The organism is Bacillus sp. (in: firmicutes) (assembly GCA_017656295.1).
Taxonomy (GTDB): domain Bacteria; phylum Bacillota; class Bacilli; order Bacillales; family JACDOC01; genus JACDOC01.
In genome coordinates this window covers 1-23,980 of the sequence record JACDOC010000007.1, presented here as the reverse complement: position 1 = coordinate 23,980, position 23,980 = coordinate 1, and the positions used below count along the sequence as shown (strand labels likewise).

At 38.5% G+C, this 23,980-nt stretch carries 23 protein-coding genes and 2 riboswitches; of the genes, 15 read left to right on the top strand and 8 right to left on the bottom strand.

The annotated features are described in order from the left end of the window. The first annotated feature begins 8 nt into the window (after window positions 1-8). The 3 genes from H0Z31_07880 to H0Z31_07870 all read left to right on the top strand — a co-directional run bounded on the left by H0Z31_07880 (window position 9) and on the right by H0Z31_07870 (window position 3,068). Window positions 9-1,112 (top strand): endospore germination permease, encoded by a 1,104-nt coding sequence (locus tag H0Z31_07880; GenBank protein ID MBO8177356.1) that lies wholly within the window; start codon window positions 9-11, stop codon window positions 1,110-1,112. Beyond that, window positions 1,109-2,215, top strand: a complete 1,107-nt coding sequence (locus H0Z31_07875; protein MBO8177355.1) for a Ger(x)C family spore germination protein — start codon at window positions 1,109-1,111, stop codon at window positions 2,213-2,215. Before H0Z31_07880 ends, H0Z31_07875 begins: the two co-directional genes overlap by 4 nt. Before the next feature lie 76 nt (window positions 2,216-2,291). After that, window positions 2,292-3,068 (top strand): SDR family oxidoreductase, encoded by a 777-nt coding sequence (locus H0Z31_07870; protein MBO8177354.1) that lies wholly within the window; start codon window positions 2,292-2,294, stop codon window positions 3,066-3,068. A 55-nt stretch (window positions 3,069-3,123) separates the two neighbouring features. On the opposite strand, the gene H0Z31_07865 is transcribed toward H0Z31_07870, so the two are convergent. Beyond that, a complete protein-coding gene (locus H0Z31_07865) occupies window positions 3,124-4,482 on the bottom strand; it encodes an MATE family efflux transporter (protein ID MBO8177353.1) in 1,359 nt (452 codons plus the stop codon). A 130-nt stretch (window positions 4,483-4,612) separates the two neighbouring features. Here H0Z31_07865 and H0Z31_07860 point away from each other — a divergent pair, with 130 nt between their 5' ends. Further along, window positions 4,613-4,786 (top strand): YflJ family protein, encoded by a 174-nt coding sequence (locus H0Z31_07860; protein ID MBO8177352.1) that lies wholly within the window; start codon window positions 4,613-4,615, stop codon window positions 4,784-4,786. An 8-nt stretch (window positions 4,787-4,794) separates the two neighbouring features. On the opposite strand, the gene H0Z31_07855 is transcribed toward H0Z31_07860, so the two are convergent. Together H0Z31_07855 and H0Z31_07850 are read right to left on the bottom strand one after the other, a co-directional pair. Beyond that, entirely contained in the window at window positions 4,795-5,355 is a 561-nt protein-coding gene (locus H0Z31_07855; protein ID MBO8177351.1) for a GNAT family N-acetyltransferase, read from the bottom strand. 239 nt (window positions 5,356-5,594) lie between these two features. Further along, a complete protein-coding gene (locus H0Z31_07850) occupies window positions 5,595-6,749 on the bottom strand; it encodes an amidohydrolase (protein ID MBO8177350.1) in 1,155 nt (384 codons plus the stop codon). Between the two features lie 474 nt (window positions 6,750-7,223). Between H0Z31_07850 and H0Z31_07845 the strand changes: the two genes are divergently transcribed. The 6 genes from H0Z31_07845 (at window position 7,224) to H0Z31_07820 (ending at window position 13,600) form a co-directional block, all read left to right on the top strand. Further along, window positions 7,224-7,547, top strand: coding sequence for a DUF4870 domain-containing protein (locus tag H0Z31_07845; GenBank protein ID MBO8177349.1), 324 nt, complete (start codon window positions 7,224-7,226; stop codon window positions 7,545-7,547). A gap of 76 nt (window positions 7,548-7,623) precedes the next feature. Next, a riboswitch (FMN riboswitch) is annotated at window positions 7,624-7,771 on the top strand. Window positions 7,772-8,198: 427 nt separating this feature from the next. After that, window positions 8,199-8,846: a riboflavin synthase gene (ribE, locus tag H0Z31_07840; protein ID MBO8177348.1), complete on the top strand. Its 648-nt coding sequence runs from the start codon at window positions 8,199-8,201 to the stop codon at window positions 8,844-8,846. 11 nt (window positions 8,847-8,857) lie between these two features. Then, the gene (locus tag H0Z31_07835; protein MBO8177347.1) at window positions 8,858-10,051 is read left to right on the top strand and encodes a bifunctional 3,4-dihydroxy-2-butanone-4-phosphate synthase/GTP cyclohydrolase II; all 1,194 of its coding nucleotides are present in this window, start codon (window positions 8,858-8,860) and stop codon (window positions 10,049-10,051) included. A 13-nt stretch (window positions 10,052-10,064) separates the two neighbouring features. Then, window positions 10,065-10,532 (top strand): 6,7-dimethyl-8-ribityllumazine synthase, encoded by a 468-nt coding sequence (locus tag H0Z31_07830; protein MBO8177346.1) that lies wholly within the window; start codon window positions 10,065-10,067, stop codon window positions 10,530-10,532. A 225-nt stretch (window positions 10,533-10,757) separates the two neighbouring features. Continuing rightward, window positions 10,758-12,059, top strand: coding sequence for an NCS2 family permease (locus tag H0Z31_07825; protein ID MBO8177345.1), 1,302 nt, complete (start codon window positions 10,758-10,760; stop codon window positions 12,057-12,059). Between the two features lie 563 nt (window positions 12,060-12,622). Next, window positions 12,623-13,600 (top strand): diaminopimelate epimerase, encoded by a 978-nt coding sequence (locus H0Z31_07820; GenBank protein ID MBO8177344.1) that lies wholly within the window; start codon window positions 12,623-12,625, stop codon window positions 13,598-13,600. Window positions 13,601-13,607: 7 nt separating this feature from the next. On the opposite strand, the gene ligD is transcribed toward H0Z31_07820, so the two are convergent. After that, window positions 13,608-15,434: a DNA ligase D gene (gene ligD, locus H0Z31_07815; GenBank protein MBO8177343.1), complete on the bottom strand. Its 1,827-nt coding sequence runs from the start codon at window positions 15,432-15,434 to the stop codon at window positions 13,608-13,610. 126 nt (window positions 15,435-15,560) lie between these two features. On the opposite strand from ligD, the gene H0Z31_07810 reads away from it, so the two are divergent. The 4 genes from H0Z31_07810 (at window position 15,561) to H0Z31_07795 (ending at window position 18,268) form a co-directional block, all read left to right on the top strand. Then, the gene (locus H0Z31_07810; GenBank protein MBO8177342.1) at window positions 15,561-16,394 is read left to right on the top strand and encodes a Ku protein; all 834 of its coding nucleotides are present in this window, start codon (window positions 15,561-15,563) and stop codon (window positions 16,392-16,394) included. Between the two features lie 109 nt (window positions 16,395-16,503). Further along, window positions 16,504-17,037, top strand: a complete 534-nt coding sequence (locus tag H0Z31_07805) for an HAD family hydrolase (protein ID MBO8177341.1) — start codon at window positions 16,504-16,506, stop codon at window positions 17,035-17,037. A gap of 146 nt (window positions 17,038-17,183) precedes the next feature. Beyond that, window positions 17,184-17,666, top strand: a complete 483-nt coding sequence (locus H0Z31_07800) for a ferritin-like domain-containing protein (GenBank protein MBO8177340.1) — start codon at window positions 17,184-17,186, stop codon at window positions 17,664-17,666. A 206-nt stretch (window positions 17,667-17,872) separates the two neighbouring features. Next, complete coding sequence (locus tag H0Z31_07795) at window positions 17,873-18,268, top strand: cbb3-type cytochrome c oxidase subunit I (protein ID MBO8177339.1); 396 nt, start codon at window positions 17,873-17,875, stop codon at window positions 18,266-18,268. Window positions 18,269-18,442: 174 nt separating this feature from the next. Here H0Z31_07795 and H0Z31_07790 read toward each other — a convergent pair whose 3' ends face one another. The 4 genes from H0Z31_07790 to H0Z31_07775 form a co-directional block, all read right to left on the bottom strand. After that, window positions 18,443-19,303, bottom strand: a complete 861-nt coding sequence (locus tag H0Z31_07790; protein MBO8177338.1) for a metallophosphoesterase — start codon at window positions 19,301-19,303, stop codon at window positions 18,443-18,445. A 145-nt stretch (window positions 19,304-19,448) separates the two neighbouring features. Next, window positions 19,449-20,027, bottom strand: a complete 579-nt coding sequence (locus tag H0Z31_07785) for a class I SAM-dependent methyltransferase (GenBank protein ID MBO8177337.1) — start codon at window positions 20,025-20,027, stop codon at window positions 19,449-19,451. A 283-nt stretch (window positions 20,028-20,310) separates the two neighbouring features. Then, entirely contained in the window at window positions 20,311-20,760 is a 450-nt protein-coding gene (locus H0Z31_07780; protein ID MBO8177336.1) for a ferritin-like domain-containing protein, read from the bottom strand. Between the two features lie 160 nt (window positions 20,761-20,920). Further along, the gene (locus H0Z31_07775; protein MBO8177335.1) at window positions 20,921-21,394 is read right to left on the bottom strand and encodes a ferritin-like domain-containing protein; all 474 of its coding nucleotides are present in this window, start codon (window positions 21,392-21,394) and stop codon (window positions 20,921-20,923) included. A gap of 151 nt (window positions 21,395-21,545) precedes the next feature. Between H0Z31_07775 and H0Z31_07770 the strand changes: the two genes are divergently transcribed. Continuing rightward, on the top strand, window positions 21,546-23,567 hold the full coding sequence (locus H0Z31_07770) for a thioredoxin domain-containing protein (GenBank protein ID MBO8177334.1): 2,022 nt from the start codon (window positions 21,546-21,548) through the stop codon (window positions 23,565-23,567). A 56-nt stretch (window positions 23,568-23,623) separates the two neighbouring features. After that, a riboswitch (SAM riboswitch) is annotated at window positions 23,624-23,788 on the top strand. The last annotated feature ends 192 nt before the right edge of the window (window positions 23,789-23,980 follow it).

Sequence of the window (23,980 nt, the reverse complement as noted above, 5' to 3'; positions counted from 1 at the left end):
TGGTTGATATGAACCGAACGACATTTAACGATATTACGTTGTTACAATATATTTTTGCCATTAATGGTATCCAAATAGGAATTGGTGTATTAACACTTCCAAGGGAAATTGCAAGTGTCGCTGGCACGAGCGGATGGATTTCAATTATATTTGGTTGGATAATATCTATTTTAGCGAGTTTTATTATTATTACGATAATGAAGCAGCACCCGAATGATACGATTTTTGACTTACTAAATCGTTATTTTGGGAAATATTTTGGCCGGCTGATTTCAATTGTTTGGATTTGTTATTTTGCTTTTGCAAGTTTCCTTCTCTTAACGGCAACGATCCGTATTATGGTCATCTGGGTTCTTCCAGAAACCCTCTATTTTTTGTTAGCATTTCTTGTTCTTGTTCCGTGGGTATTTATTGCTCGAAACGGATTACGTATTATTAGTAGATACACACAATTAGTGTTTTTTCTTACACTTTGGATGCCAATGATTTTATTAATATCGCTCAAAGATGCGACTTGGCTTAACTTATTACCGGTTATCCAGGATAATTGGAAAGAGGTTTTTGTTGGAGTGAAAACCACCATGTTTTCCTATTTTGGATTTGAGGTAGCTTTTATTCTTTATCCTTTTTTGAAAAATAAAGAACGAGCCTATCTCGGGATTTTTATTGCCAACACGATTACGCTATTAGTTTTTTTACAAATTACGGTTAGTTGTTTTGTTGTTTTTAGTTTAGAGGATTTAAACAGTTTAATTTGGCCGACGCTTAGTTTATTAAAGCCAATTTCTTTCCAATTTTTAGAACGGATGGAGATCGTCTTTCTCTCAGCCTATTTGTTTCAAATTTCAACCACCGGGATTCCATTTTTGTATTTTACGACCCTTGGAATATCTCAAATCATTGGGTGGAAAGATCACCAATACGTTTTGTATGTATTTGCCGTTCTGTTAATCATCGTAACGTTAATTTTTAATCCTTCGTACGATACAGTCTCATCATTAGGGGAGAAATGGGCAAATTTCGGAATATGGTTAATCCTCGTTTTTCCTCCTATTCTACTCATGTATATGTATGTAAAAAATAAATGGAAAAAGAAAGGGATTGGCTTATGAAAAAGTTGCTTACTTTTCCTTTGCTCATTCTCCTTCTTTTTGGGGGTGGATGTGGAGATGTATTGTACATCGAGGACACAACTGTGATGCTTGTCCTTGGTATCGATGAAGGGAAAGATAAAAAATTTACCATCTATCAAATGAGTCCTGTGTTTTCAAAAGAAGCATCCGAAAAAAGCCAATTGTTAGAAGTTCAAGCAAATTCTTTACGGGAAGCTAAACAATATTTTGACGTGATGAGTAATGGAACCGTAGTCACTGGTAAAATCCAAATCATTATCTTTTCAAAAGAGATACTAAAAAAATATGAACCGATGAATATTATTGATTATATTTATCGTGATGCCAAAAGTAGTGCAAATGCACAAATAGTAATGTTCAATGGGCCATTAGATGAAATCATGAGATTTGAAACCCCTGACAAACCCCGCTTTGGATTATTTTTAAATAACTTAATTAATAGTTCTTATAAAAATGAAACAACAGCGCAAACAACGGCAGCTACGTTTCGAAAACAAATGAGTGAAAAAGGAATCACGCCATATATAGCTGAGCTAAAAATCGTGAAAGATGGTATTCGCGTTACAGGTATTGCATTATTGGATGAAAATGGTAAATACGTAACATCCATTGACATTTATGAAAGTGCGTTATTGTTGTTACTAACACGTCAAGTAGATGAGCCTGTTCCCTTCGTTGTTCAACTTCCGACGAAAGAAGAAGTTGTAACAATGAACATATTCAATACGAATTATAACAATAATGTAAAAACTGTTAATGGACAACTTCAGTTTGATTTACATTTAAACATGGACGTATCAATTGAGGAAGTTTCATCAGATAATCATCCAATAAAAAATAAGAAGGAATTAATAAAGCTAATTGAAAAACAAATTGAAAAGCAAACAGAAGAATTAATTAAAAAACTGCAGCAGGAAGAAATTGATCCATTAGGACTAGGGGTATATGCGAGAGCGTATGCATATAACCACTGGAAAAAAGTAGAAGATCGTTGGCCCAAAGAGTTTGCTAAGTCAAAAATAAATGTTCACACGAAGGTGAATGTGAAAGACCATGGTATCATCGATCGTACATTTGAATAACACATTAGTTATTTGCATTTTACGGCAACTGTTTTTACTATAATGATAAGTACATGTTCATTGGAGAGGATTGATTGTGAAAAAGAGAACGGCATTAATAACCGGGGGATCAAAAGGAATTGGGAGGAGAAGTGCGTATACGCTAGCCGAAGTAGGTCATGATCTCATTATTAATTATCGGAAAAGTGAACAAGAGGCGGAATATTTAGCAGCCAACTTAAAAAAGGTATATGGAATAAACGTTTGGACCATTCAAGGAGATGTTGCGAATCCACAAGCATGTGAACAGATGATTCACGAAGCTTCTCAACATGTCTCTTCCATTGATATTGTCATTCATAATGCTGGACCATACATTAAGGAACGAAAAACGATGGAGCAATATACGTTAGACGAATGGCTCTATTTACTAAATGGAAATTTAACAAGTGTGTTTTATTTAACGAAACTGCTACTTCCAAAAATGAGAGAGAATCGTTGGGGAAGAATTATTACGTTCGGTTTTGACCGCGTTGAATCCGCACCTGGGTGGATTTATCGTTCGGCTTTCGCCGCAGCGAAAACTGGACTGGCTTCCTTAACAAAAACGCTGGCTTTAGAAGAAGCACCCAATGGGATTACCGTTAATATGATTTGTCCGGGTGACATTATCGGGGACTGGAAAGAAAAAAGCATCGATGAAGCGATTACTTATAAAGATTCGTCTTCTCCAGTAGGACGGCCAGGGACCGGCGAGGATATTTCACGTGTCATTGCTTTTCTTTGTGATGAAAAGTCAAGTTTTATTACAGGGAGTATTATTCCAGTCACGGGAGGAAAAGATGTTCTCGGCAAAGTGTATCATCAACAATAAAGCCTACTACCCGATATGCTGTTATAAAGAAGGATGGGGATTTCCCATCCTGTTTTTATATCGAGTGTTGTTTTCGATATTTTTTTTGTACCCACCATAATCGATAGGACAACGTAACAGCACCAGCAGCTAAGCCAGTAATCAACCCAAGCCAGTACCCGAAAGGACCTAAGAGAGTGAAATTGGCTAACATATACCCAAGAGGAAGACCGATGATCCAATAAGAAATAAAAGCCATTAAAAAAGTTACATTGACATCTTTATATCCACGTAACGCTCCTTGGACGGGAGCTTGAATGGCATCTGATAATTGAAAAAAGACCGCGTACAGTAAAAACTGGCTCGTTAATGTAAGGACGTTCGAATCATCCGTATATAACGCAGCTACCACATCTTTATATATAAAAAGCAATAAACCACAAAAAAATGAGAGTCCGACCGCAATGCTAATTCCTAAAAAGCTATAAGTTGAGGCATCTTTAAACCTTCTTGCTCCCACTTCAAATCCAACAACAATCGTTAAGGCTATTGAGATGCTTAATGGAACCATATATAGCATCGAAGCAAAATTTAATGCTGCTTGGTGAGAGGCCACGGTAACTGTCCCAAATGGACTCATTAATAAGGTGACTGCTGAAAAAATACTCGTTTCGAAAAAAATCGATAAACCGATGGGCACACCAATTATCAATATTTCTTTCCATTTTCGTAAATCAACTGGCTGAACTTGTCGCCAAATTCGAAATTGTTGGAAAGGAACACGTTGGTCGATAATCCAAATGGCTACAAATAAGATGAACCAGTAAGTAATGGCCGAAGCATATCCGGCACCTACTCCTCCAAATGGAGGAACAAATAGTGCCCCATAAATAAACACGTAATTTAAGGCAACATTAACCGGTAAGGAAAGAAGTGTGATGATCATCGTCGTTCGGGTCATTCCAAGAGCGTCAATAAACGATCGACAGACTTGATACATAAACAAAGGAAAGATTCCGAAAGATAGCGCCACTAAATAATCATGGGCAATTTGTTGCACTTTATCATCTAACTGCATCATGTTTAAAAACGGGTCTAAAAAAATCGAACCGATACCGATTACGATGAAAGCCATCACAGTAGAAACATAGATTCCTTGTATGACAGAAAACGAAACGTCCTTTTTTTCCCCTGCTCCTATTAATTGGGAGACAATAGGGGTAATAGATAAAAGAATACCACTTAACCCTGTAAAAATAGGGACCCAAATCGAACTGCCGATGGCTACACCTGCTAAATCGGTGGATGAATAATTTCCAGCCATTATCGTATCAAAAAAATTCATCGCATACATCGATAATTGAGTAATTAATATTGGTAATAATATTAGAAAAAATTGCTTTAATTTTTGACCTTTCGTATACGTTTGAACCATCATGCTGCTCACTCCATCTTCTTCCAACGAATGTGAAATATTATACCATACGATTTTCTTTTTTACATATCATATTTTGCTTCCTTTCTTCATAGGATGGAAGGGACAAGCCTAGTGAAGGAGGAAGAATATGGCGTTTAAGTACTCAAAAGGATGGTTTGTGCAACAATTAAAGGAAGCTGGAGTAAGGAACCATCCTCAAGATTTCCGAAAAATTGAATTATACAAAACTCCGATTCTACGACAACTTTATGCTCAATATGTAAATGAAGGACGACAAGCGAAAAACGAGTCAACTGAATGACTCGTTTTTCATGCTTCCAAAGCTGTTTGATTATCGTCAAGGGAATGATATTGACGACGATCATATAGTTGAAATAAATCTTTTGGAACTTCAAATAAATCATAACTATGGGAAGATTGATTTACTTGTTGGTATAAGAGAGGTCGCGTTTCGTTAGCTAAAATGACGTATGGAAGTTTTTCGGCAGCTTTTCGTGAGCGGATATTTTCTTTTCGAATACGCATAAAAACCGTGTGGATGTTTAATTCGTAAAACAATTCCTGAAAGAATGCTTCTTTTGCTCGGCGGTTATAGCCTTTTCCGTGAAACGGCTTTCCTAGCCAAGTACCTAAAAAGCCCGCTCCGTTTTCAATATCAAACAAATTTATTGTACCGATTGGATTACCCCACTCATCCAAAATCGTTCGCGAAATTAGTTCTCCGCGTTCTTCAGCTTCAATGTTTTGCTTTGTAATGAAAAGAAATTCTTCGTATGAGTATGCTTTTTGACGCACGAAAGGGAAGACCTCCGGATGCGTCATCAGCTCGTACAGCACATGACAATCAGTTAAGTCTCTTTTTTTAAGCAAAATCATCCCTCCACTAGAGGGCGGTCCAAGTGGGCCCACCCTCGAAATTTTTTAAAGTTGCATAAAAAATTTCGGGGTGGGAATCGAACCCACTAGAACCAGTTCGAAAACTGGTGGCGCACCATTTGCCTTCCCTCAATTACCATATGAAATTGGTTCATCATCGTTTCTTCTGTATCATACAAAAAAATCATAAAAAGGGGAATAGGGAAAATGTTAATTTTTTATGAAATTCGATTTTATTGTTTTGGCTGGATTGTTAGCTTCTCTCGTTGAATATAGGCGATGTATCCATCCACCATCGTTAATACTGGTTTAGCCATGAAATGGAAAGGAAATTCGCTCCATAGGACTAAGTCGGCATCTTTTCCAACTTCGATACTTCCAATTCGGTTGTCCAGCTGTAAATTTCGGGCAGGGTTTATCGTAATTCCTTCTACTGCTTTTTGAGCAGATAAACCTTCTCGAACGGCCAATGCTGCACAAACGTTTAAATATTGGATAGGCGTGTACGGATGATCGGTTGTGATGGAGACAGATATTCCATGTTCGGTTAAAATACGATAAGTTGACCAGCTTTTATTTTTTAATTCCACTTTCGAGCGTCTTGATAAGGTAGGACCTACACTAACTTGTAACCCTCGACCTAGTAGCTTGTCTGCGATTAAATGACCTTCTGTACAATGTTCAATCCGTATATCTAAATCAAATTCATCAGCCAATCGTAGAGCTGATAAAATATCATCGGCACGGTGGGCGTGTATTCGGACGGGAATTTCTTTCCGTAGCGCAAGTAAAAGGGGAATCACTCGTATATCATCCATTGCCTTAGAAACTTTTGCATGATAAAAGGCTTCTCTTAACATCCCCATAATACCCATTCGGGTAATGGAATCTTTGTTTCCGTTACTATGTATACGCTTCGGATTTTCCCCTAAGGCAATTTTTAACCCTGCTGTCCGTTTGATAACCATTTGATCGACACTTTTTCCAAATGTCTTGATGACAGAAGTCGTTCCGCCGATTACATTAGCACTTCCAGGCATCACATGGACTGTCGTAATCCCGTGACGAATGGCATCTTGAAATCCGGGATCAAGAGGATATACTCCGTCCAACGCACGGATATGTGGAGTTAAAGGTTCATTTGTTTCATTGGCATCGTTTCCTGCCCAACCTGTACCTTCATCATACAACCCAAGATGTGTATGAACGTCGATAAACCCTGGTAGTAAATAATAGCCTTGACAAAGAATAATTTCCATATCGCTCGTTGGTTCAATTGATGGAGCTATAGCGCGAATTTTTCCATCTTGAACGAGAACATCTCCTTTTTCCATCATTGGTGAGGTGACCCGAATGATTTTCGCTTGTTTCAGTAACCGTTTTGTCATTTTTTCTCCACCTTTGCACATAGATGAACTTATTATATTCTTTGAAGTATTTGAAAAGTAAGAGATTTGAATATAAAAATTTTTAAATATTTAATAAAACATCCTAATGATCGCTCCTACTCACAACACGTGCCCGGTAAACCATTTCAAGGATAGTTTTTTCATCCAACGAACCATCAATACAATTGCTATATAACTGTAAAGTGATGCCGCTACTGTTTCTATGAATAGACTTGGAAAAGTCATATTTCCATATAGCCATAGAATTCATCAACAATTCCTCCAATTACGGGTGGAAAAGAAAGAAAAATAAACAGCCGTTTGGCGTTCAATCCGTGAAAAAGATTTGTCTTAGCTATATATAGTCATATGAAATCAAACGAAAAGGAAGACGTACTTTTTCAATGGGTGAAACAATCGGGTAGGATGTAACGTAGAATAAATGAGAAATCGAATAAAGAGAGGATGATTATCATGCCTTCAAAAGATGAAAGAATCTTTGCAGCGGCCATTTATTTAATTAGTTTTGTTACTGCCTTTATCGGTCCGCTTGTGATTTGGCTCATCAAAAAAGACGATTCTCCGTTCGTTGACTATCATGGAAAAGAATATTTCAACTTTTTTATTAGCTATTCCGTGTACGGTCTCGTCTCTTGTATCCTTGTATTAGTTCTGATAGGGGGACTTTTATTAGGGATCCTTGGAATTTTAGCCATCGTGTTTACCATTGTGGCCGCCGTTAAGGCGTTTGAAGGAGAGGAATATCGTATTCCGTTTATTTTTAGAATCATTAAATAACAAACTTTTTCATTTGAAGTTCGTTAAAAGATGCAATTTTTTAATAATTATGGTACGATAGCATTAAATCGAATAGGTTTTCCTTCGGGGCAGGGTGAAATTCCCGACCGGCGGTGATGAGGTCATTCCTCTTAGCCCGTGACCCGTTTTCTTTAACAAAGAAAACGGTGGATTTGGTGAAATTCCAAAGCCGACAGTAATAGTCTGGATGGGAGAAGGAAAAGGAAGCGTCTAAATAGATCTTTGACCTACTACATGAAATACCACTGTCAACAGTTGTGATGTGACAGCCGTTTGAAAAAGGGTTCATAAGACGCTTATTTCGTCGTGCCTTCTTATCGCCCCTTGCTGAAAAAGGGGTGATTTTTTTCGAAAGGAGGTGCGAATTTGATGAAAAAGTGTCATCGTATCTATTCTTCTCGAATAAAGAGTCCAAATGGTGGAAGAAGAGGAAAGGAACTGTTGTTTATTTTTATGCATTTTATTAATTTTAAAAAGTCGATCCACTTTATCATTAAGATAATCCATCAATTTGCGCGACGGTTTCTCCCAAATGTGCCCCAATTGTAAAACCCATTCGATGCATTTCCTTCCATTTCTATTCCTTACTTACTAATTGTCAATCGATTTGAACGAAAGGTGGGTGACAGCTTGTTCACAGGGATTATAGAAGAAATTGGAACAGTTTTAGCGGTTCAGCAAGGCCAACAATCGTTAAAACTAACCATTGAAGCTTCCGTTGTATTGTCTGATGTTCATATAGGCGATTCGATTGCCGTTAATGGTGTTTGTTTAACCGTTACTTCTTTTACCCAATCAACGTTCGATGTGGATGTAATGCCTGAGACGTTTCACCACACGTCGCTTAAATGGTTAAAAAAAGGTTCACCAGTGAATTTAGAGCGAGCAATGCATGCCCAAGGACGATTTGGTGGGCACTTTGTTTCAGGACATGTCGATGCGACCGGAACGATTAAAAGAAAGAAAGCCGTTGATAATGCACTTTACGTAACGATCGACATCCCTTCTTCTTTACAACCGTTGATGATGGAAAAAGGATCGGTGGCCATTGATGGTACATCGTTAACGATTTTTGACGTGAAAAATGGAGAAATAACTGTGTCGTTAATTCCACATACGCAAGAAATGACTGTTTTAGCGAAAAAAAGTGTCGGCGACATAGTCAATATTGAAGGAGATATGTTAGCTAAATATGTTCAACATATGCTACAACGTTCGGTTACAAAAAAAGAGACAATTACTATGGAATTTCTTCAAAAAAACGGATTTTTATCATGAGGTGATCCGGAATGTTTCATTCAATCGAAGAAGCGTTAGAAGATTTAAAGCAAGGAAAAGTGGTTATCGTGGTGGACGATGAAGACCGCGAAAATGAAGGTGACTTTGTCGCATTAGCAGAAAAAGCGACTCCCGAAGTCATTAATTTTATGGCAAAAGAAGGTAGGGGGCTCATTTGTGTACCGATTACGGAACAGTTAGCCGATAAGCTTGATCTTCAGCCGATGACTACCGTTAATACTGATACGCATGGAACCGCCTTTACAGTAAGTATTGATCATAAATCTACCCATACGGGGATTAGTGCATTTGAGCGTTCAACAACCGTGTTAGCGATGCTTGAAGAGGGGGCTAAGCCTGACGATTTTAAACGGCCAGGTCACATTTTTCCGCTGGTGGCGAAAGAAGGCGGGGTGTTACGACGAGCCGGTCATACAGAAGCAGCCGTCGATTTAGCAAAATTATGTGGAGCAAAACCTGCTGGAGTCATTTGTGAAATTATGAAAGATGACGGGACGATGGCAAGGGTACCAGAATTACAAGAGATGGCTCGAAAATGGAACATGAAGATGATTACCATTCAAGATTTAATTGCTTACCGTCGGATAAAAGAAAAGCTTGTTCATCGGGAAGTGGAAATTCAATTGCCAACGGATTTTGGTACATTTCGCGTGTTTGGGTATACAAATGACATTGACGGTAAAGAGCATGTAGCGCTAGTAAAAGGGGAGATTTCAGGAGATGAGCCTGTCTTAGTCCGAGTTCATTCGGAATGCTTAACGGGCGACGTGTTTGGCTCGCATCGTTGCGATTGTGGCCCGCAACTTGCTGCTGCTTTAAGTCAAATTGAAGAAGAAGGAAAAGGTGTTTTACTGTACATGCGTCAAGAAGGACGTGGAATCGGACTCATCAATAAATTAAAGGCATATAAGCTCCAAGAAGAAGGATTGGATACGGTTGAAGCCAATCATAAACTTGGATTTGGAGCGGACCTTCGCGATTACGGAATCGGGGCTCAAATTTTGCGTGACATTGGCATACGTAAGATGCGACTGTTAACCAATAACCCACGAAAAATCGCAGGACTCAAAGGATACGGATTAGAAGTTGTAGAACGTGTTCCAATTCAAATGCCATCGAAAGAAGCTAACGAGCGATACTTACGCACAAAATATGAAAAATTAGGCCATTTATTAAAATTTTAAGGAGGATAATGAGATGAAACGAGTATTGGAAGGTCATTTAGTCGGTACAGGAGTTAAAGTTGCTATTGTAGTTTCACGTTTCAATGAATTTATTACGAGTAAATTATTAAGCGGAGCAGAAGATGCGCTAAAGCGCCATGGGGTGAATAAAGAGGATGTAACCATCGTATGGGTGCCAGGTGCCTTTGAGATTCCTTTGGCGGCAAAAAAATTGGCAGAGTCCCAAAAATACGATGCCGTGATTACATTAGGGACCGTCATCCGCGGGGCCACTCCGCATTTTGATTACGTCTCTAACGAAGTCGCTAAGGGTGTAGCCAATGTGGCACTACAATCTGGAGTTCCAGTCATCTTCGGTGTCTTAACCACTGATACGATTGAACAGGCGATTGAACGTGCTGGGACGAAAGCAGGGAACAAAGGTTGGGAAGCAGCCGTTAACGCAATCGAAATGGCCAACCTTTATCGGGAACTCGCATAATGAATGTACACCTTCTGTCCGAACAAAGGCGGAAGGTGTTTTTTTACTGTGTATGGTATCAATTCAGAGGGAGATTGTTTTCTTTTACATAATTTTTTTACTTCATTGACACTTTCCATAAGGATTGCATTTTCGACAAAATTTGATAAAATCCTAAACTGTGGCTTGCCTTCTTGAAAAGGTAAAGTGGGTAGGGAGAGGGACTTAAAAATTTGAGGATGGAAGATGAAACAATCACGAATAGGAGGTTGGTTTCAGCTCGACGCACACGGTTCGACGCTTCGTAAAGAAATCATCGCTGGTGTCATTGGTTTTATGACTACGGTGTATATTATTGCAGTTAATTCGTTCATTTTGTCTGAAGCGGGTATACCGCTTGAAGGTGCCGTTTTGGCAACAATATTGACCTGCTTCATTTCTTGCCTATTGATGGGGGTTTGGGCAAATACGCCAATAATTCTCGTCCCTGGAATGGGCATTAACGCTATGTTTACGTACACTCTTGTACAATCAATGGGTCTATCATGGCAAGAAGCATTAGCCGTAGTGTTTATTTCGGGTGCATTATTTGTCGTAACAGCGTTTACACGCTTGTCTCAACTGTTAAGTGATGCCATCCCAGCTACATTAAAAGAAGCCATTACCGTTGGATTAGGGTTGTTTTTAATGTTAATTGGATTAGAAAAAGGCGGCATCGTCGAACGGGGAGACAATTCTATTATCGCACTAGGCCAATTAAATGAACCGATTGTTATGGCTACAGTGATTTCCTTTTTTGTAGCGATGATTTTATTTTTACGAAACGTTCCGGGTAACTTTCTTTGGAGCATTTTATTTGGAACCTTGCTTGCTTGGTGGCTAGATTTATTACCGAAACAGGCATCTTCATCAAAATTTCGTTTTAGTGATTATCAAGAAGTATTTGCTAACATGTCCTTTGCGTCGTGGATGGAGTTACCTTTTTGGGTAGCGGTCTTCTCCATCACGATGGTTATAGTTTTTGAAAATATTGGTCTTGTTCATGGACATGTGACGATTTTGCGTCAACCGGAGAAATTTAAAAAAGCATACCAAGCAAATGCTATTTCTGCGATGCTTTCAGGGGTATTCGGAACGAGTCCGACCGTTTCGAGTGTGGAAAGTGCAGCTGCTATGGCTAGCGGTGGACGTACCGGCCTAACAGCTGTGACAACAGGGATACTGTTTTTAAGCTCCATCTTCTTTATTCCATACATGAAATATATTCCGGATAACGCCATTGCTCCCATTTTAATGATTATTGGTGGGTTAATGATTCAAAACGTCCGGAATTTGGAGCTGAAGGATCTCACGGAAGCCTTCCCAGCCATTTTTATTATCGCAATGATTCCATTTACATCTAGTATCGCCGATGGAATTGCGATCGGATTCATTTTATATCCAATTTTAAAAGTGGCGAGTGGGAAAGGTAAAGATGTGTCGTTCCCTTTGTATGTGATTGCTGGGTTATTCTTTATCAATTTTGTGCTACATTCTGTACAACTATAATGAAAAAAGGAGTTAACGTTACGTGTTAACTCCTTTTTTTACTAGCTCTACCCTGAAATAACTGTGGATAACTTTTGCTGTTATTTTATTCATCGATGTGCCAATTTTTATTGGCATGGTTGTCTGTTAAACGATACTGTTGATATGTATACATTACGCTTGTGGCGGACGCTTTCCGCGGGCAAGGTGCAAGCCGCTTTCCTCGCTACGCTCAAGTATGGGTCTTGCGGCTTCTTGTTCCCGCTGGAGGCGCCGCCGTGTGAACAACTTGCTAAAAATCAAAAATGAAATAGAACAAAGCCCTTTTTTATAAAGAAAAAAGGGCTATCATACGGATGGAAAAATATAGACGATACTTGTAGTTGTTGATATATTATTGGAGAATGGAAGGAAATAATAGTTTGGTTTCGGGTTGAAAAAATTGCTCAACCAAGTTGGCCTGTTTCAAACCAATATCCATACGGTGTAAAAAATAGACGGCTGCAACGAAAAACAGTTGAATTTCCTCTTTTCTTGTGTCATTCTAAGGGAAAAATGAAACGTTAATTAGCAGGAGGAACGATATGCAACGAGAAATCATTCATTGTCATGGATCAGGAAATGATTTTCTATTAATTGACGAGCTTGAACATTTGGCGACTTGGACGGATGAGGAACGCCAACAGCTCGCCCAAACGTTATGTGATCGGCAAAATGGCATAGGAGCAGACGGGATTTTATTCGTACAACCGAGTCATACTGGGTTAGCAAAAATGCGTATTTTCAATGCCGATGGATCGGAAGCATCGATGTGTGGGAACGGTCTTCGCTGTGTTGCTCGCTATGTAGCAGAAAAATTTGGGGAAGACGAATTTGTCGTCGAAACGATGAAAGCTGATCTACGAGTGAAAAAAGCAGAACCGATTTTTGGTCAATTACCAACCTATCAAGTTGAAATTTCCCCGATTTTATTTGATGTGTCTCAACTTCCGATGAATTTTGATAAACCGACTTGTAGAAATGAACGAATCCCAGAATTATCAGAACGGTTGACGTTTACGGCGGTAGCTGTACCGAATCCTCATTTAATTAGTATTGTCGATTCAGAAATCATTCAATCGAATGTACAAAAAGAACTAGCGGAATACGTTAACGGACCAAACGATTGGTTTCCAGACGGGGTCAATGTCAGCTTTGTAAAACCGCTTGGAGTACAACAAATATATGTTCGCACGTTTGAACGTGGTGTAGGTTTTACGAATGCTTGTGGAACGGCAATGTCTGCTTCCAGTTTAGTCACTTGTCTTGAAGGTATTAACAATTGGGATCAACCAATAGACGTATACAATAATGGCGGTAAGGTCCGTTGTGTGGTCCATAGGGATCAACGAGCAATCGATTTAATCGGAAATGCTACGTATATTAAGCGATTAGTAATCGACCTTAATCAAGTAAATTCATTCCAAGTAGTAAAAAGAGAACAACTGAACGAAGAACAAGAATATGAACAACTGCAAGCACATTGTCAAAAAGTCGTTGAGGAGATGGTATTTCAAAAGTAATTAATTTTTATGATAGACCATTAGTAAAAAATTGCCGAATAGGTTCAAACGGCTGTTTGTTTCGGCTTGTATCGAATTGCTGAAACGGACAGCCGATTTTTTTGACTCTTTCACGAACAAAGTCCATTGTAAATTGATCTGGTTGAAAGGATTCCTTCAATTCTTCCCAAAATAAAGGAGCAGCGACTCGACCTTTTGACGTCCCTCTAACGGAATAAGGAGAAATGATCGTCTTTTTTCGATGATGTTGTACGTAGTCTACGTATAACCGGTCACCACGCCGCTCTTTCATACGTTCCGTCGTAAACCAATCGGGATGTTGTGATACAAGCCATTCCGCTAAGGTTTTTAAAAATGGTGCGGTATCACCCCACCGATACGTATGAAGTGGAAGAGGGACGTAAATTTGTAATCCTTTTTTGCCGGAATATTTCACAAACGAAATTAATCCAAATTCATCTAGTTTTTCCTTTAGCAATAACGCAGCGTGAATGGCAAGTGGAAATGCTTGTTCAGACGGTGGATCTAAATCAAGAACAATTTCACTCACATATTCGTTTGATAAATGGTGAAACGGTGTATGAAATTCGATAGCTACTTGATTCCCAAGCCAAATGAGTTCCTTTAATCCTTGACATACCATCATTTGTTGGCCGTCGTGTTCCACGGTTTGAATGAAACTTGGAGCGTAAGATGGACAATTTTTTTGAAAAAAAGATTCCTCGTCCACACCATCTGGATAACGAACAACCGTTAATGGACGATTGTGTAAAAAAGGGAGCATAAATGGAGCCATCTCACGTAAATAGTGCAAGTAATCTAATTTTGTGCGACCATCTAGAGGCCAAATGACTTTTTCGGGATGAGTAATATTCACATCGTCTGGTAAATGAAGTTGTTGTAAGCGAAAAGAAGTTATCGTACATTGATGAACAGGAAAATCAAGCCGAAAACGTTCAAAAGATGGTTCACGCAATTGCTGTTTTGACTGCTCTAAATAGGAAATATCGATACAAATGCTCGGATGAATCGTCCATAAGTTATGTTGCTTATTCCCGTTTAATCGAATCACTTCTTTTAGTGTTTGCTCGTCATGTTTAGAAAAACCATGTTTCACTTGCCCGATCGTCTCAATGTGATGGTTTTCGGCAAATACGGCAACTGTATAATAATCATTTGTCTCGTCAAATGCAGTAATAAAGCATGTACCTATTACTTTCCGCTTTATTTTTTTCCAATTCGATGACCTTTTTCCAGCTTCCCATGAACTAGATTTCTTTTTCGCAACAATTCCTTCTCCTTGAAATAAATCAACACGATCCCAAATCGCTGAAAATGAAGGGGAAAATGGAATATATTGAACACGACTGTTATGGACGCGGGAAACGTCTATCGGCCATCCAAGTTCTGTAAATAATTGTCTTAACTTATCCTTTCGATGAAGAAACGTTTGATTCGTGATCCATTCACCATTTACTTTTAATAGGTCAAACACTAAATAATGCGCAGGTCGACCATTGGCAAGATGGGTGATACGGTCAGGTGAGCGCAAACGTCCTCGTTGCTGAATCGCCTCAAAACTTCCTTTCATATCATTGTCTAAAATCGTTATCTCTCCGTCGAAGACGAGAGGGAAAAATGGTGCTGCTTTCGTTGAAAATGTTTCCAACCACTCCGCTATTTCTGGAAATAAGGGAAGTAACGCTTTTCCGTTTCTACTTAACAGCTCTATTTTTTCGTGTGACCAAAAAAGTAAACCCCGAAACCCATCATATTTTACTTCGTATAGCCAGTCATCTGTAAGTGGTGGTTCAGTAACTAACGTTGGTAGCATCGGTTTTAACAACTTCATCGCCCCGCTTTCAATTTCTACCTATAACGTGCACGATTTACCATGAAACGATTCGTATGAACGAGAGATTCATTTCTCACACTAAATAATAAAAAGTGAGGCGAGAATATGCATACGATTTGGAAAGGAAGTATTCAATTCGGATTAGTTAGTATTCCGGTTAAGCTTCATACAGCGACCGATGATAAAGATATATCGTTTCGTTCATTGCACGAGGAATGTCACAGTCCAATCAAATATGTTAAAACATGTCCCGTTTGTGATCGGGAAGTCGGTAATGACGAAATTGTAAAAGGGTATGAAGTTGTAAAGGGGAAGTATGTCATCGTGACAGACGAAGATTTACAACCATTGAAAAAAGCTTTAGAAGATCAAGCGGTCGAAATTGTTGAGTTTATCGAAATTAACGAAATTGATCCGATCTATTTTGATAAAACGTATTTTCTTTCTCCAAACGAAGGTGGAAAAAAAGCGTATACGTTACTTCATCAAGCTTTAAAGGATTCAGGGAAGGTAGGGATTGGAAAAATTATTCTTCGTTCAAAAGAAAAATTAGCCGTTATTCGTCCTTATGAGAAAACGTTATTAATGGAGACGATTCATTACCCTGATGAAATTCGTTCTGCAAATGATGTACCGAATGTCCCAGAAAGTTTGGAGCTAACAAAGAAAGAGGTAGATATGGCAAAATTATTAATCGAACAACTGACGAACCCATTTGAACCGACAAAATATGTGGATGAATATCGAGAACAATTGTTGCAACTCATTGAGAATAAAAAGACAGGAATGGAAGTAGTTGCCCCTACTGCCGAGAGAAAAGAACAACCAATAACGGACTTAATGGCTGCCTTACAAGCCTCAATCGACCGAACGAAACCAGAAGCAAAGCCAAAACGAACCAGAAGAAAAACAACAGCGAAAGCGAAAAAAGCAACGTAATAGGGAACAGTCATCGCCACATTTTATTGGATTATTTAAGAAGAGCATTTGCAAGGTAAAAACGTTTCGTGTGATTTGGAAAAACTTTTATAAAAAGGGGGAAACGTTGATGAATCGCGGGGTGTTTTTAGATCGTGACGGGGTAATCAATGAGGTGTTGACAAAACGGGTAAAGTACGTGAATACACCACAAGATTTGTATTTATTACCAGGTGTACAAAAAGCAATGCGAATGCTAACAGAAGCTGGTTTTCAATTGTTTATTGTCACGAATCAAGGTGGCGTTGGACTTGGGTATATGACGAAACAACTGTTGGATAAAATCCATGAAAAACTTATTTACGATATAGAAATAGAAGGAGGAAAGATTGTTGAGATCGCCTGCTGTATTCATCGACCTAATGAAGGGTGTGCGTGTCGGAAGCCTTCTGGGAAAATGATTCGAGATTTAGCACAAAAATATAACATTGACTTATCTCAAAGCTACATGGTGGGCGACCGCGATGTCGATTTATTAGCAGGAAGGGAAGCGGGGACGAAAACGGTATGGATATCTACTCGTCAAGATGATTCCGCTATTCATCTGGCAGATTATACGTGTGGTAGCTTATTGGAAGCCGCACAATGGATTTTAAACGAATGAAAGGGAGCATTTTATAGGGAATGCATAGCTCTTTTTCACATACATATTAATAGAAGGAAAATGGCCCATTTGAATGAAAGAAAGGGTGTGTCAGGATGCGTTATTATTATACGCCATACGTTCAAAGTCCACCGTTTCAATTGCCAATGGTTCCACCCCATTCTTTAGCGAATCAACAGAAACGAGAGCAAGAAGCTCAACAAGATGATGATAAAATTGGGAAAGTTTCCAAACGGGAAAAGCGGGATATTCAGAAAGCGATTAATGATGAATATACTGCAATCCAATATTATACAAGACTGGCTCAACTAGCACCTATTGAAAAGGCAAAAGAAGAAATATTGGGTATTCGTCAAGATGAAATTCGTCACTTTTATCAATTTACAAAAAGCTTTTATCAATTATCTGGAAAGTATCCGAAACTGAATATTTTTAACCAGCAATTTCCTAATTCGTATCGGCAAGGGTTAAGAGAATCGATTCGCGACGAAACCGAAACAGCTCCATTTTATTTCTCCATCGCCTCACGAACGAATGACCTAAGAATCAAACGCCGCTTCACCCAGGCCGCTTTCGATGAACAACGCCATGCCCAAATCCTTCAACGGTTGTTAGAAGAGTTGAAGTGATTAGGGGACAATGATTAGGGGACAATGATTAGGGGACAATGATTAGGGGACAGTCCCGCACTGCTTTAAAGCAGTGCGGGACTGTCCCCTAACACATAGAATTGCATCTTTTTTACTATAAAATAATGTAAATATAGTAAATTTTTATCATAAATGGTATATTGAAAGCGTACTATTAAAAAGGAAAAAGGGGGGATAAGAAAGTGATTGGTGTTAAACTTATTAAAATTGCGACATTTTATTTAGTGATTGGTATTTTGATGGGGATGTACATGTCCATGTCTGAAACATTCCAATTACGTCCCGTTCATACCCACATTAATCTACTTGGGTGGGCAACAATGGGGCTAGCTGGTATTTATTATGTGCTTTTTCCAAAAGCGGGCTCCACAGTTTTAGCGCGTATTCATTTTTGGCTTCATAATATCGGATTGCCTCTTATGATGTTTGGACTTGGCTTCCTCATGTATGGTAACGAAGCCTTACATATCCTAATCCCATTCGGCGCCACATTAACAACCATCAGCATTATCCTATTTGCCTGGAACATCTTTCAACACGTCAAAGCTGATGATCAATCCACCATCTCTAAAGTATCTTAACCAATCTCTATCTGGCAATTGGTTTTTTTACTCGCTAAAGTAGTGAGGGACAGTCCCGCGTTCTGTTAAAGTTTTAAAGGACAAGGGGACTGTCCCTCACCCCTTTAAATTATTAAAACCTACACCCTCTATTACAGTACTTCATTTTATTAATACATATAAAGACTCTAACAGTTAGATAGCTGTTAGAGTCTTTTCAACTTCTTGTAGTTCTATATCAAGAAGAATTTGATGTAGAGTAATTTCAGGACGGCTGCCTATCCGAATATTAAGAGATGTTTGGCCTAAACCTTCACTGATATAAAAAGGTTTTCCGTGATAATAATGCAGTCCTTTAATCATATTCATGTCCATCATTTCCTTTGACATATGAGCAAGATGGAACGGCTTAGGCCAATGAATTTGCCCGCCATGGAAGTGGCCGGATAGGAGATAGTCAAAGTGTATATCTTTCATTTGTAAAATGATGCTTGGGTCGTGAGTTAATACTAGGTCGAATCCTTTTTTAACCCCTACAAATGATTTTTTAATGTCACTTCTATTCGAATAGTGATCGTCAATACCAATAATATTGACTTGTTTTCCTTTCACGAAAATCGTTTCATTGTGATTTTGCAATACTTTACATCCGTAATTCTCAAATGTTTTAAAAAGGGTCGTAAAATCGTTCTTTTTTAGCTTGTAGTCGTGATTTCCAAAAACGACGTAAATTCCGTACTTAGCATTTAATTGATTGAAAACCTTTAAATAGGGAACAAGCTTAGGAATACTTCTTTTTTTATCTAAATAATCGCCAGTAAGAGCGATTAAGTCAATCCTTTCATTTTTTAGCTTGTTGTATAGTTCTTCAGGTGTAATCGAAATTCTTTCAAGGTGCATATCTGAGACTTGAAGGACATTTAACTCGGTAGATGGTCTGCCATTGCCCTCTGAATCACTTAAACGAATTTGATTTAACATAACTTGATGGGTATTTTTATTGGCGCGATACCAAAATAATATAATAGCAATCGAAATTATAGATAGTATAATCATCCTTTTTCCATCTCCTCCTATAACAAAATTATAGAAGAAAATAGGATGGAGAATTAGAGGTAAATACTGGAGCGCAGTCTGAAGTGCAAATCAAAAGGAGGACAACCTTTGTTCCTCCTCATATTTTGTGAAATGAAATAGTAAACTAATGCGAAGCGGTAAAATACAATTCGTTATAAAGAAAACATTTTTTAAATTTTTTCAGAACTTTACATTGAAAATTTTCAGCAGTAAAGTAATTTAAATAATCCGCTTCTTTTTGGATATATTCTCCTTTGTCATATTTCTTCATAAACCAATTGCTAACAAAACAATTGTCAAATAAGCAAGGCTCAATTGCTACAATTTTTCCATCTTGCTTTAAAATTCTTTTAAATTCTTTTACATAAGCTGGAATGATGTCAGGCGGTATATGGTGTAAAACGGCAATAATTAAAATAACATCAAAGCTGTTATTGTCAGCGGGTATTTTGTTACCTGAAAATACATCAAACCGATATTCAGGATATAGTCGCCTTGCATAAACAACTCGTCGTTCATCGGGATCTATTCCATAGTAGTAATCCGGCTCAGACAAGGAACAATTTGCTCCTGTACCGGCACCAAAATCCAGTACTTTTTTATCTTTCAAATCAAAATGCTTACGAACCATGTTTTCAATATATATTTTTTTAAACCATTTCTGACGAACAAAGTTATGATATATTCTAGGTGACAATTGCAACGAAAAAACACCATCCTTATTTTTGACTGTAATCTAAACTGCCGAACGTACATGCAGGTCTAAATCGAACATGGGTAAAAAAGCTTTGGAATAAGAAGTTCGATTGTTAGTATGTACTTTAATTGGAGACAATATATTGGGAAGGGGTGGGAATTGAACCGGAGTTTTTTTTACAAGGAATTTATTAGATAAAGAAGCTGAACGAAAAATTCACAAAGAAAAGCCGTCATATCATCAATGACGACTATTATATAGACATCTATACGTAAATTGAATCAAAAGACTAATATAGCCCCAATATTAAAAATCCAAAACGGGTGGCGTGTTCAATTTCATCGGTAAAAGCTCTTAAAAATACATCTCGTACAGGTGGATTCTGAGTTAATAAATAACTATCTCGATAATCCTCATAAGCCTCCAGCTCGTCTTCATAAGCTTTTCTTAAACCTTCCTCATAGGATTGAAAAGTGGTTTTTTTTACCTGATATATTGGCTTCTTTCCTGTAAGGTCCGTGTAAAGTTTCGTGAATTCTTTTAAATGGATTTTTTCATCTTCTAATGCATGTAGAATGTCTTCTCGATGCTTTTTATTTGGTGCCAACTGCACAAGTCGAGGGTAAAAATCGATGGCCGCAGCTTCGCCTTTTATAGCGTCGAGTATAGCATTGAAAATTTGTTGACATTTTCCCCCGTTATTTCTTTCAAGATAGACATTTTGGTCATTTTGAATGATACCGTAAAAATTAGGATGGTTAACATATCTATACGGATGATAAAAGAACAAAGCGTTCACCCTTTCTAATCACATGAAATGATTTTTTTAAACTAAATAAGTATTTATTAAAAAATGAATTAGATTAAAGCTGTCCAATGAACGGGACTGTTCTGTAAAATTAGTCAATTGACAACTTAATAGGCTGAACCAACGTTTTCTCAATACCTAAGGCAATTTCGAGGTCTTTGGCGTGTTTTTGTTCAGTAACAACAATATCCCTGATTTTTTGTGCTGAGTCATACATCCCAAGCGCTTCAAATTGGTAGATTCGTTGCAAATAGCGGCTGATGGCATCGTATTTCCCCTGTAAGACTTGACGTAGCATTTCTTTATGATCCATAGGTGTAGATACCGAGGCTACTTGTGTGGTTGGAATACCTCCAAGATACTGAATCAGCTCAGTTAAAACGTGAGCATGACCAATTTCGTCTTTTGAATGTTCTTCTAATTCTTCAGCAATTGAATAAAAAACAGTCCCTTTAAGCTTGCTGGTATGTTGGGCATATTGAATCCCAGCTGCATATTCCCATGCTAAATCAAGATTAAGTCCATGAATAATTTGTTCTAACGCTTTTTGATAATTCAAGTTCATTCACCCTTTCGATAATCCTCGATACATTGTATTCAATCTAGGCGAATGTGACACAAATGACGTCGCGCATAACCGTTTGTTCCATTAGAATGTTTGTAAATGGATATAAATGGTTTAAAATAAACCTATCAAGTAGAAAGGGGCTGAAATGATGAACGACAACCGTAAGCCTAATCGCCTAATCAATTCGAAATCCCCATACTTATTACAACATGCTTACAATCCTGTAGAGTGGTATGAGTGGGAACCCGAAGCATTCGAAAGGGCAAAAAGGGAAAATAAACCTATTTTTTTAAGTATTGGATATAGTACATGTCATTGGTGCCACGTAATGGAAAGAGAATCGTTTGAAGACGAAGAGGTCGCTAATCTGCTAAATAAAAACTTTGTTTCTATAAAAGTCGACCGTGAAGAGAGACCGGATATTGATTCGCTTTACATGCGAGTATGCCAGATGATGACGGGGCAAGGTGGTTGGCCGCTGACGGTATTTTTAACACCTGACAAAAAACCGTTTTATGCGGGCACGTATTTTCCAAAGCATAGTAAGTACGGCAGGCCGGGAATGCTCGATTTACTACCGCAAATTGCAAACGCGTACAAAAGTAATCCGCAACGCATTGATAAAATTACTTCCCAACTAACAGAAGCCCTACAAGAACGACCAGACGCCCAAACTTCAAAAGGAATACAAGAAACGCATGTTCATGAGGCGTACAATGGACTATTACGCCAATTTGATGCCATTTACGGTGGATTTGGTCAACCACCTAAATTTCCGTTGCCGCATCAACATTTGTTTTTGATGCGATATTATTATTGGACCGGAAACAATCAAGCGCTGCAAATGGTCACAAAGACGCTTGATGCAATGTTGGATGGGGGCATTTATGATCAGCTCGGATCAGGATTTGCTCGTTATTCCGTTGACGGGAAGTGGTTGGTGCCTCATTTTGAAAAAATGCTGTACGATCAAGCGTTAATGTTATTTGCTTTAACAGAAGCATATCAAATAACGAAGAATGAACGGTATAAACAAGTCATTAAAGAGGTAGTTTCGTTTATACAACGGGAAATGACCGATTCTCAAGGAGCCTTTTATTCCGCCATTGACGCTGACAGCGAGGGAGAAGAAGGAACGTACTACATTTGGTCGAAACAAGAAGTCATCGACCTTTTGGGACCGAAAGAGGGCGAAGTGTTTTGTGACGTCTTTAATATGACGGAACAAGGGAACTTCGAAGGAAAAAATATATTAAACTTGATTCGCACTTCGTTAGAAAAATTAGCGTCTAAACATAATATTTCCATCGATCAAGTAGAGAAAATTATACAGCAAGGAAAAAAGACCTTATTCGAACGACGACAACAACGTGTGTATCCGCATGTGGATGATAAAGTCTTAACATCATGGAATGGTCTCATGATTGCAGCACTTGCCAAAGCTGGTGCCGCATTAAAAGAAGCCACTTTTCTCCAAATGGCAAACCGTGCGCTTCAATTCATTGAACAACACTTGTGGACCGAATCGGGCTTAAAGGCACGTTACCGCGATGGAGAAGTCAAATACCAAGCATATCTTGACGATTACGCCTTTTTATTGTGGGCGTATGTTGAATTATTCCAAGCTGAAGGTCAGTCAACCTACCTTCACCAAGCTCTTAAGTTGTATCGAGAGATGATGAACCGCTTTTGGGACCCGAATGGAGGCTTTTATTTTACTGATGAAAACGGAGAACAACTACTCGTCCGGGAAAAGCAATGGTACGATGGAGCGATTCCATCTGGAAATGGCATCGCATCGTATCAGTTATGGCGTTTATATAAGCTTACAAATGATGAGCAAATGTTCACCACGGTTAAACAATTGTTACAAGCAGCAGCTAACGAAGTCACCCACTATCCTTCCGGTTATTTATGTACCGTTCAAACGGCCATGGCTCTTAGTCATGGTGGCGAGGAAGTAGTGGTTTCGGGCAAAGACGAACGAAAAGACGAAGAACTTTTTCAGTGGTTGCGGACGAGCTTTCTTCCGTTTACTGTTTTTCAAAAACAAGAAGACGTATCAAAGCAGTGGACCGTTCAAATTTGCCAACAATTTGTTTGTCAACAACCTGTTCATACCGTTGAGGAAGTAAAAAAATATTTTATAAAAAATGAAAAAAATGATTGACACTTTCGCCCATTGAAGGTAATATCTTCATAAAAACTGCATAAGCGTGCTGAACACTCTTATCGAGAGTTGGCGGAGGGAATTGGCCCGATGAAGCCGCAGCAACCGACCGTAATACCGCTGTGAGGCGGGGCACCTAATTTTTAGGGGCCGTGTATATTACACGAAGGCACGGTGCTAAATCCAACAGGAGCATATGAAAAGTTCCTGGGAGATAAGAGGTTTGAAGAATGTGTCCTTCATGCCTCTTTCTTTCGGAAAGAGGCATTTTTATATTTTGAAAGGGGGGTTTGGGAAAAGAACAAAAGCTATGTACTTCTACATAAAAAATAAATAAAGGGAGCATTCCTGTAATGAGGAAAAATGAGATTTGAAACAAAAAAAGTCCCCTTGGTATGATACAGGGTGTCAAG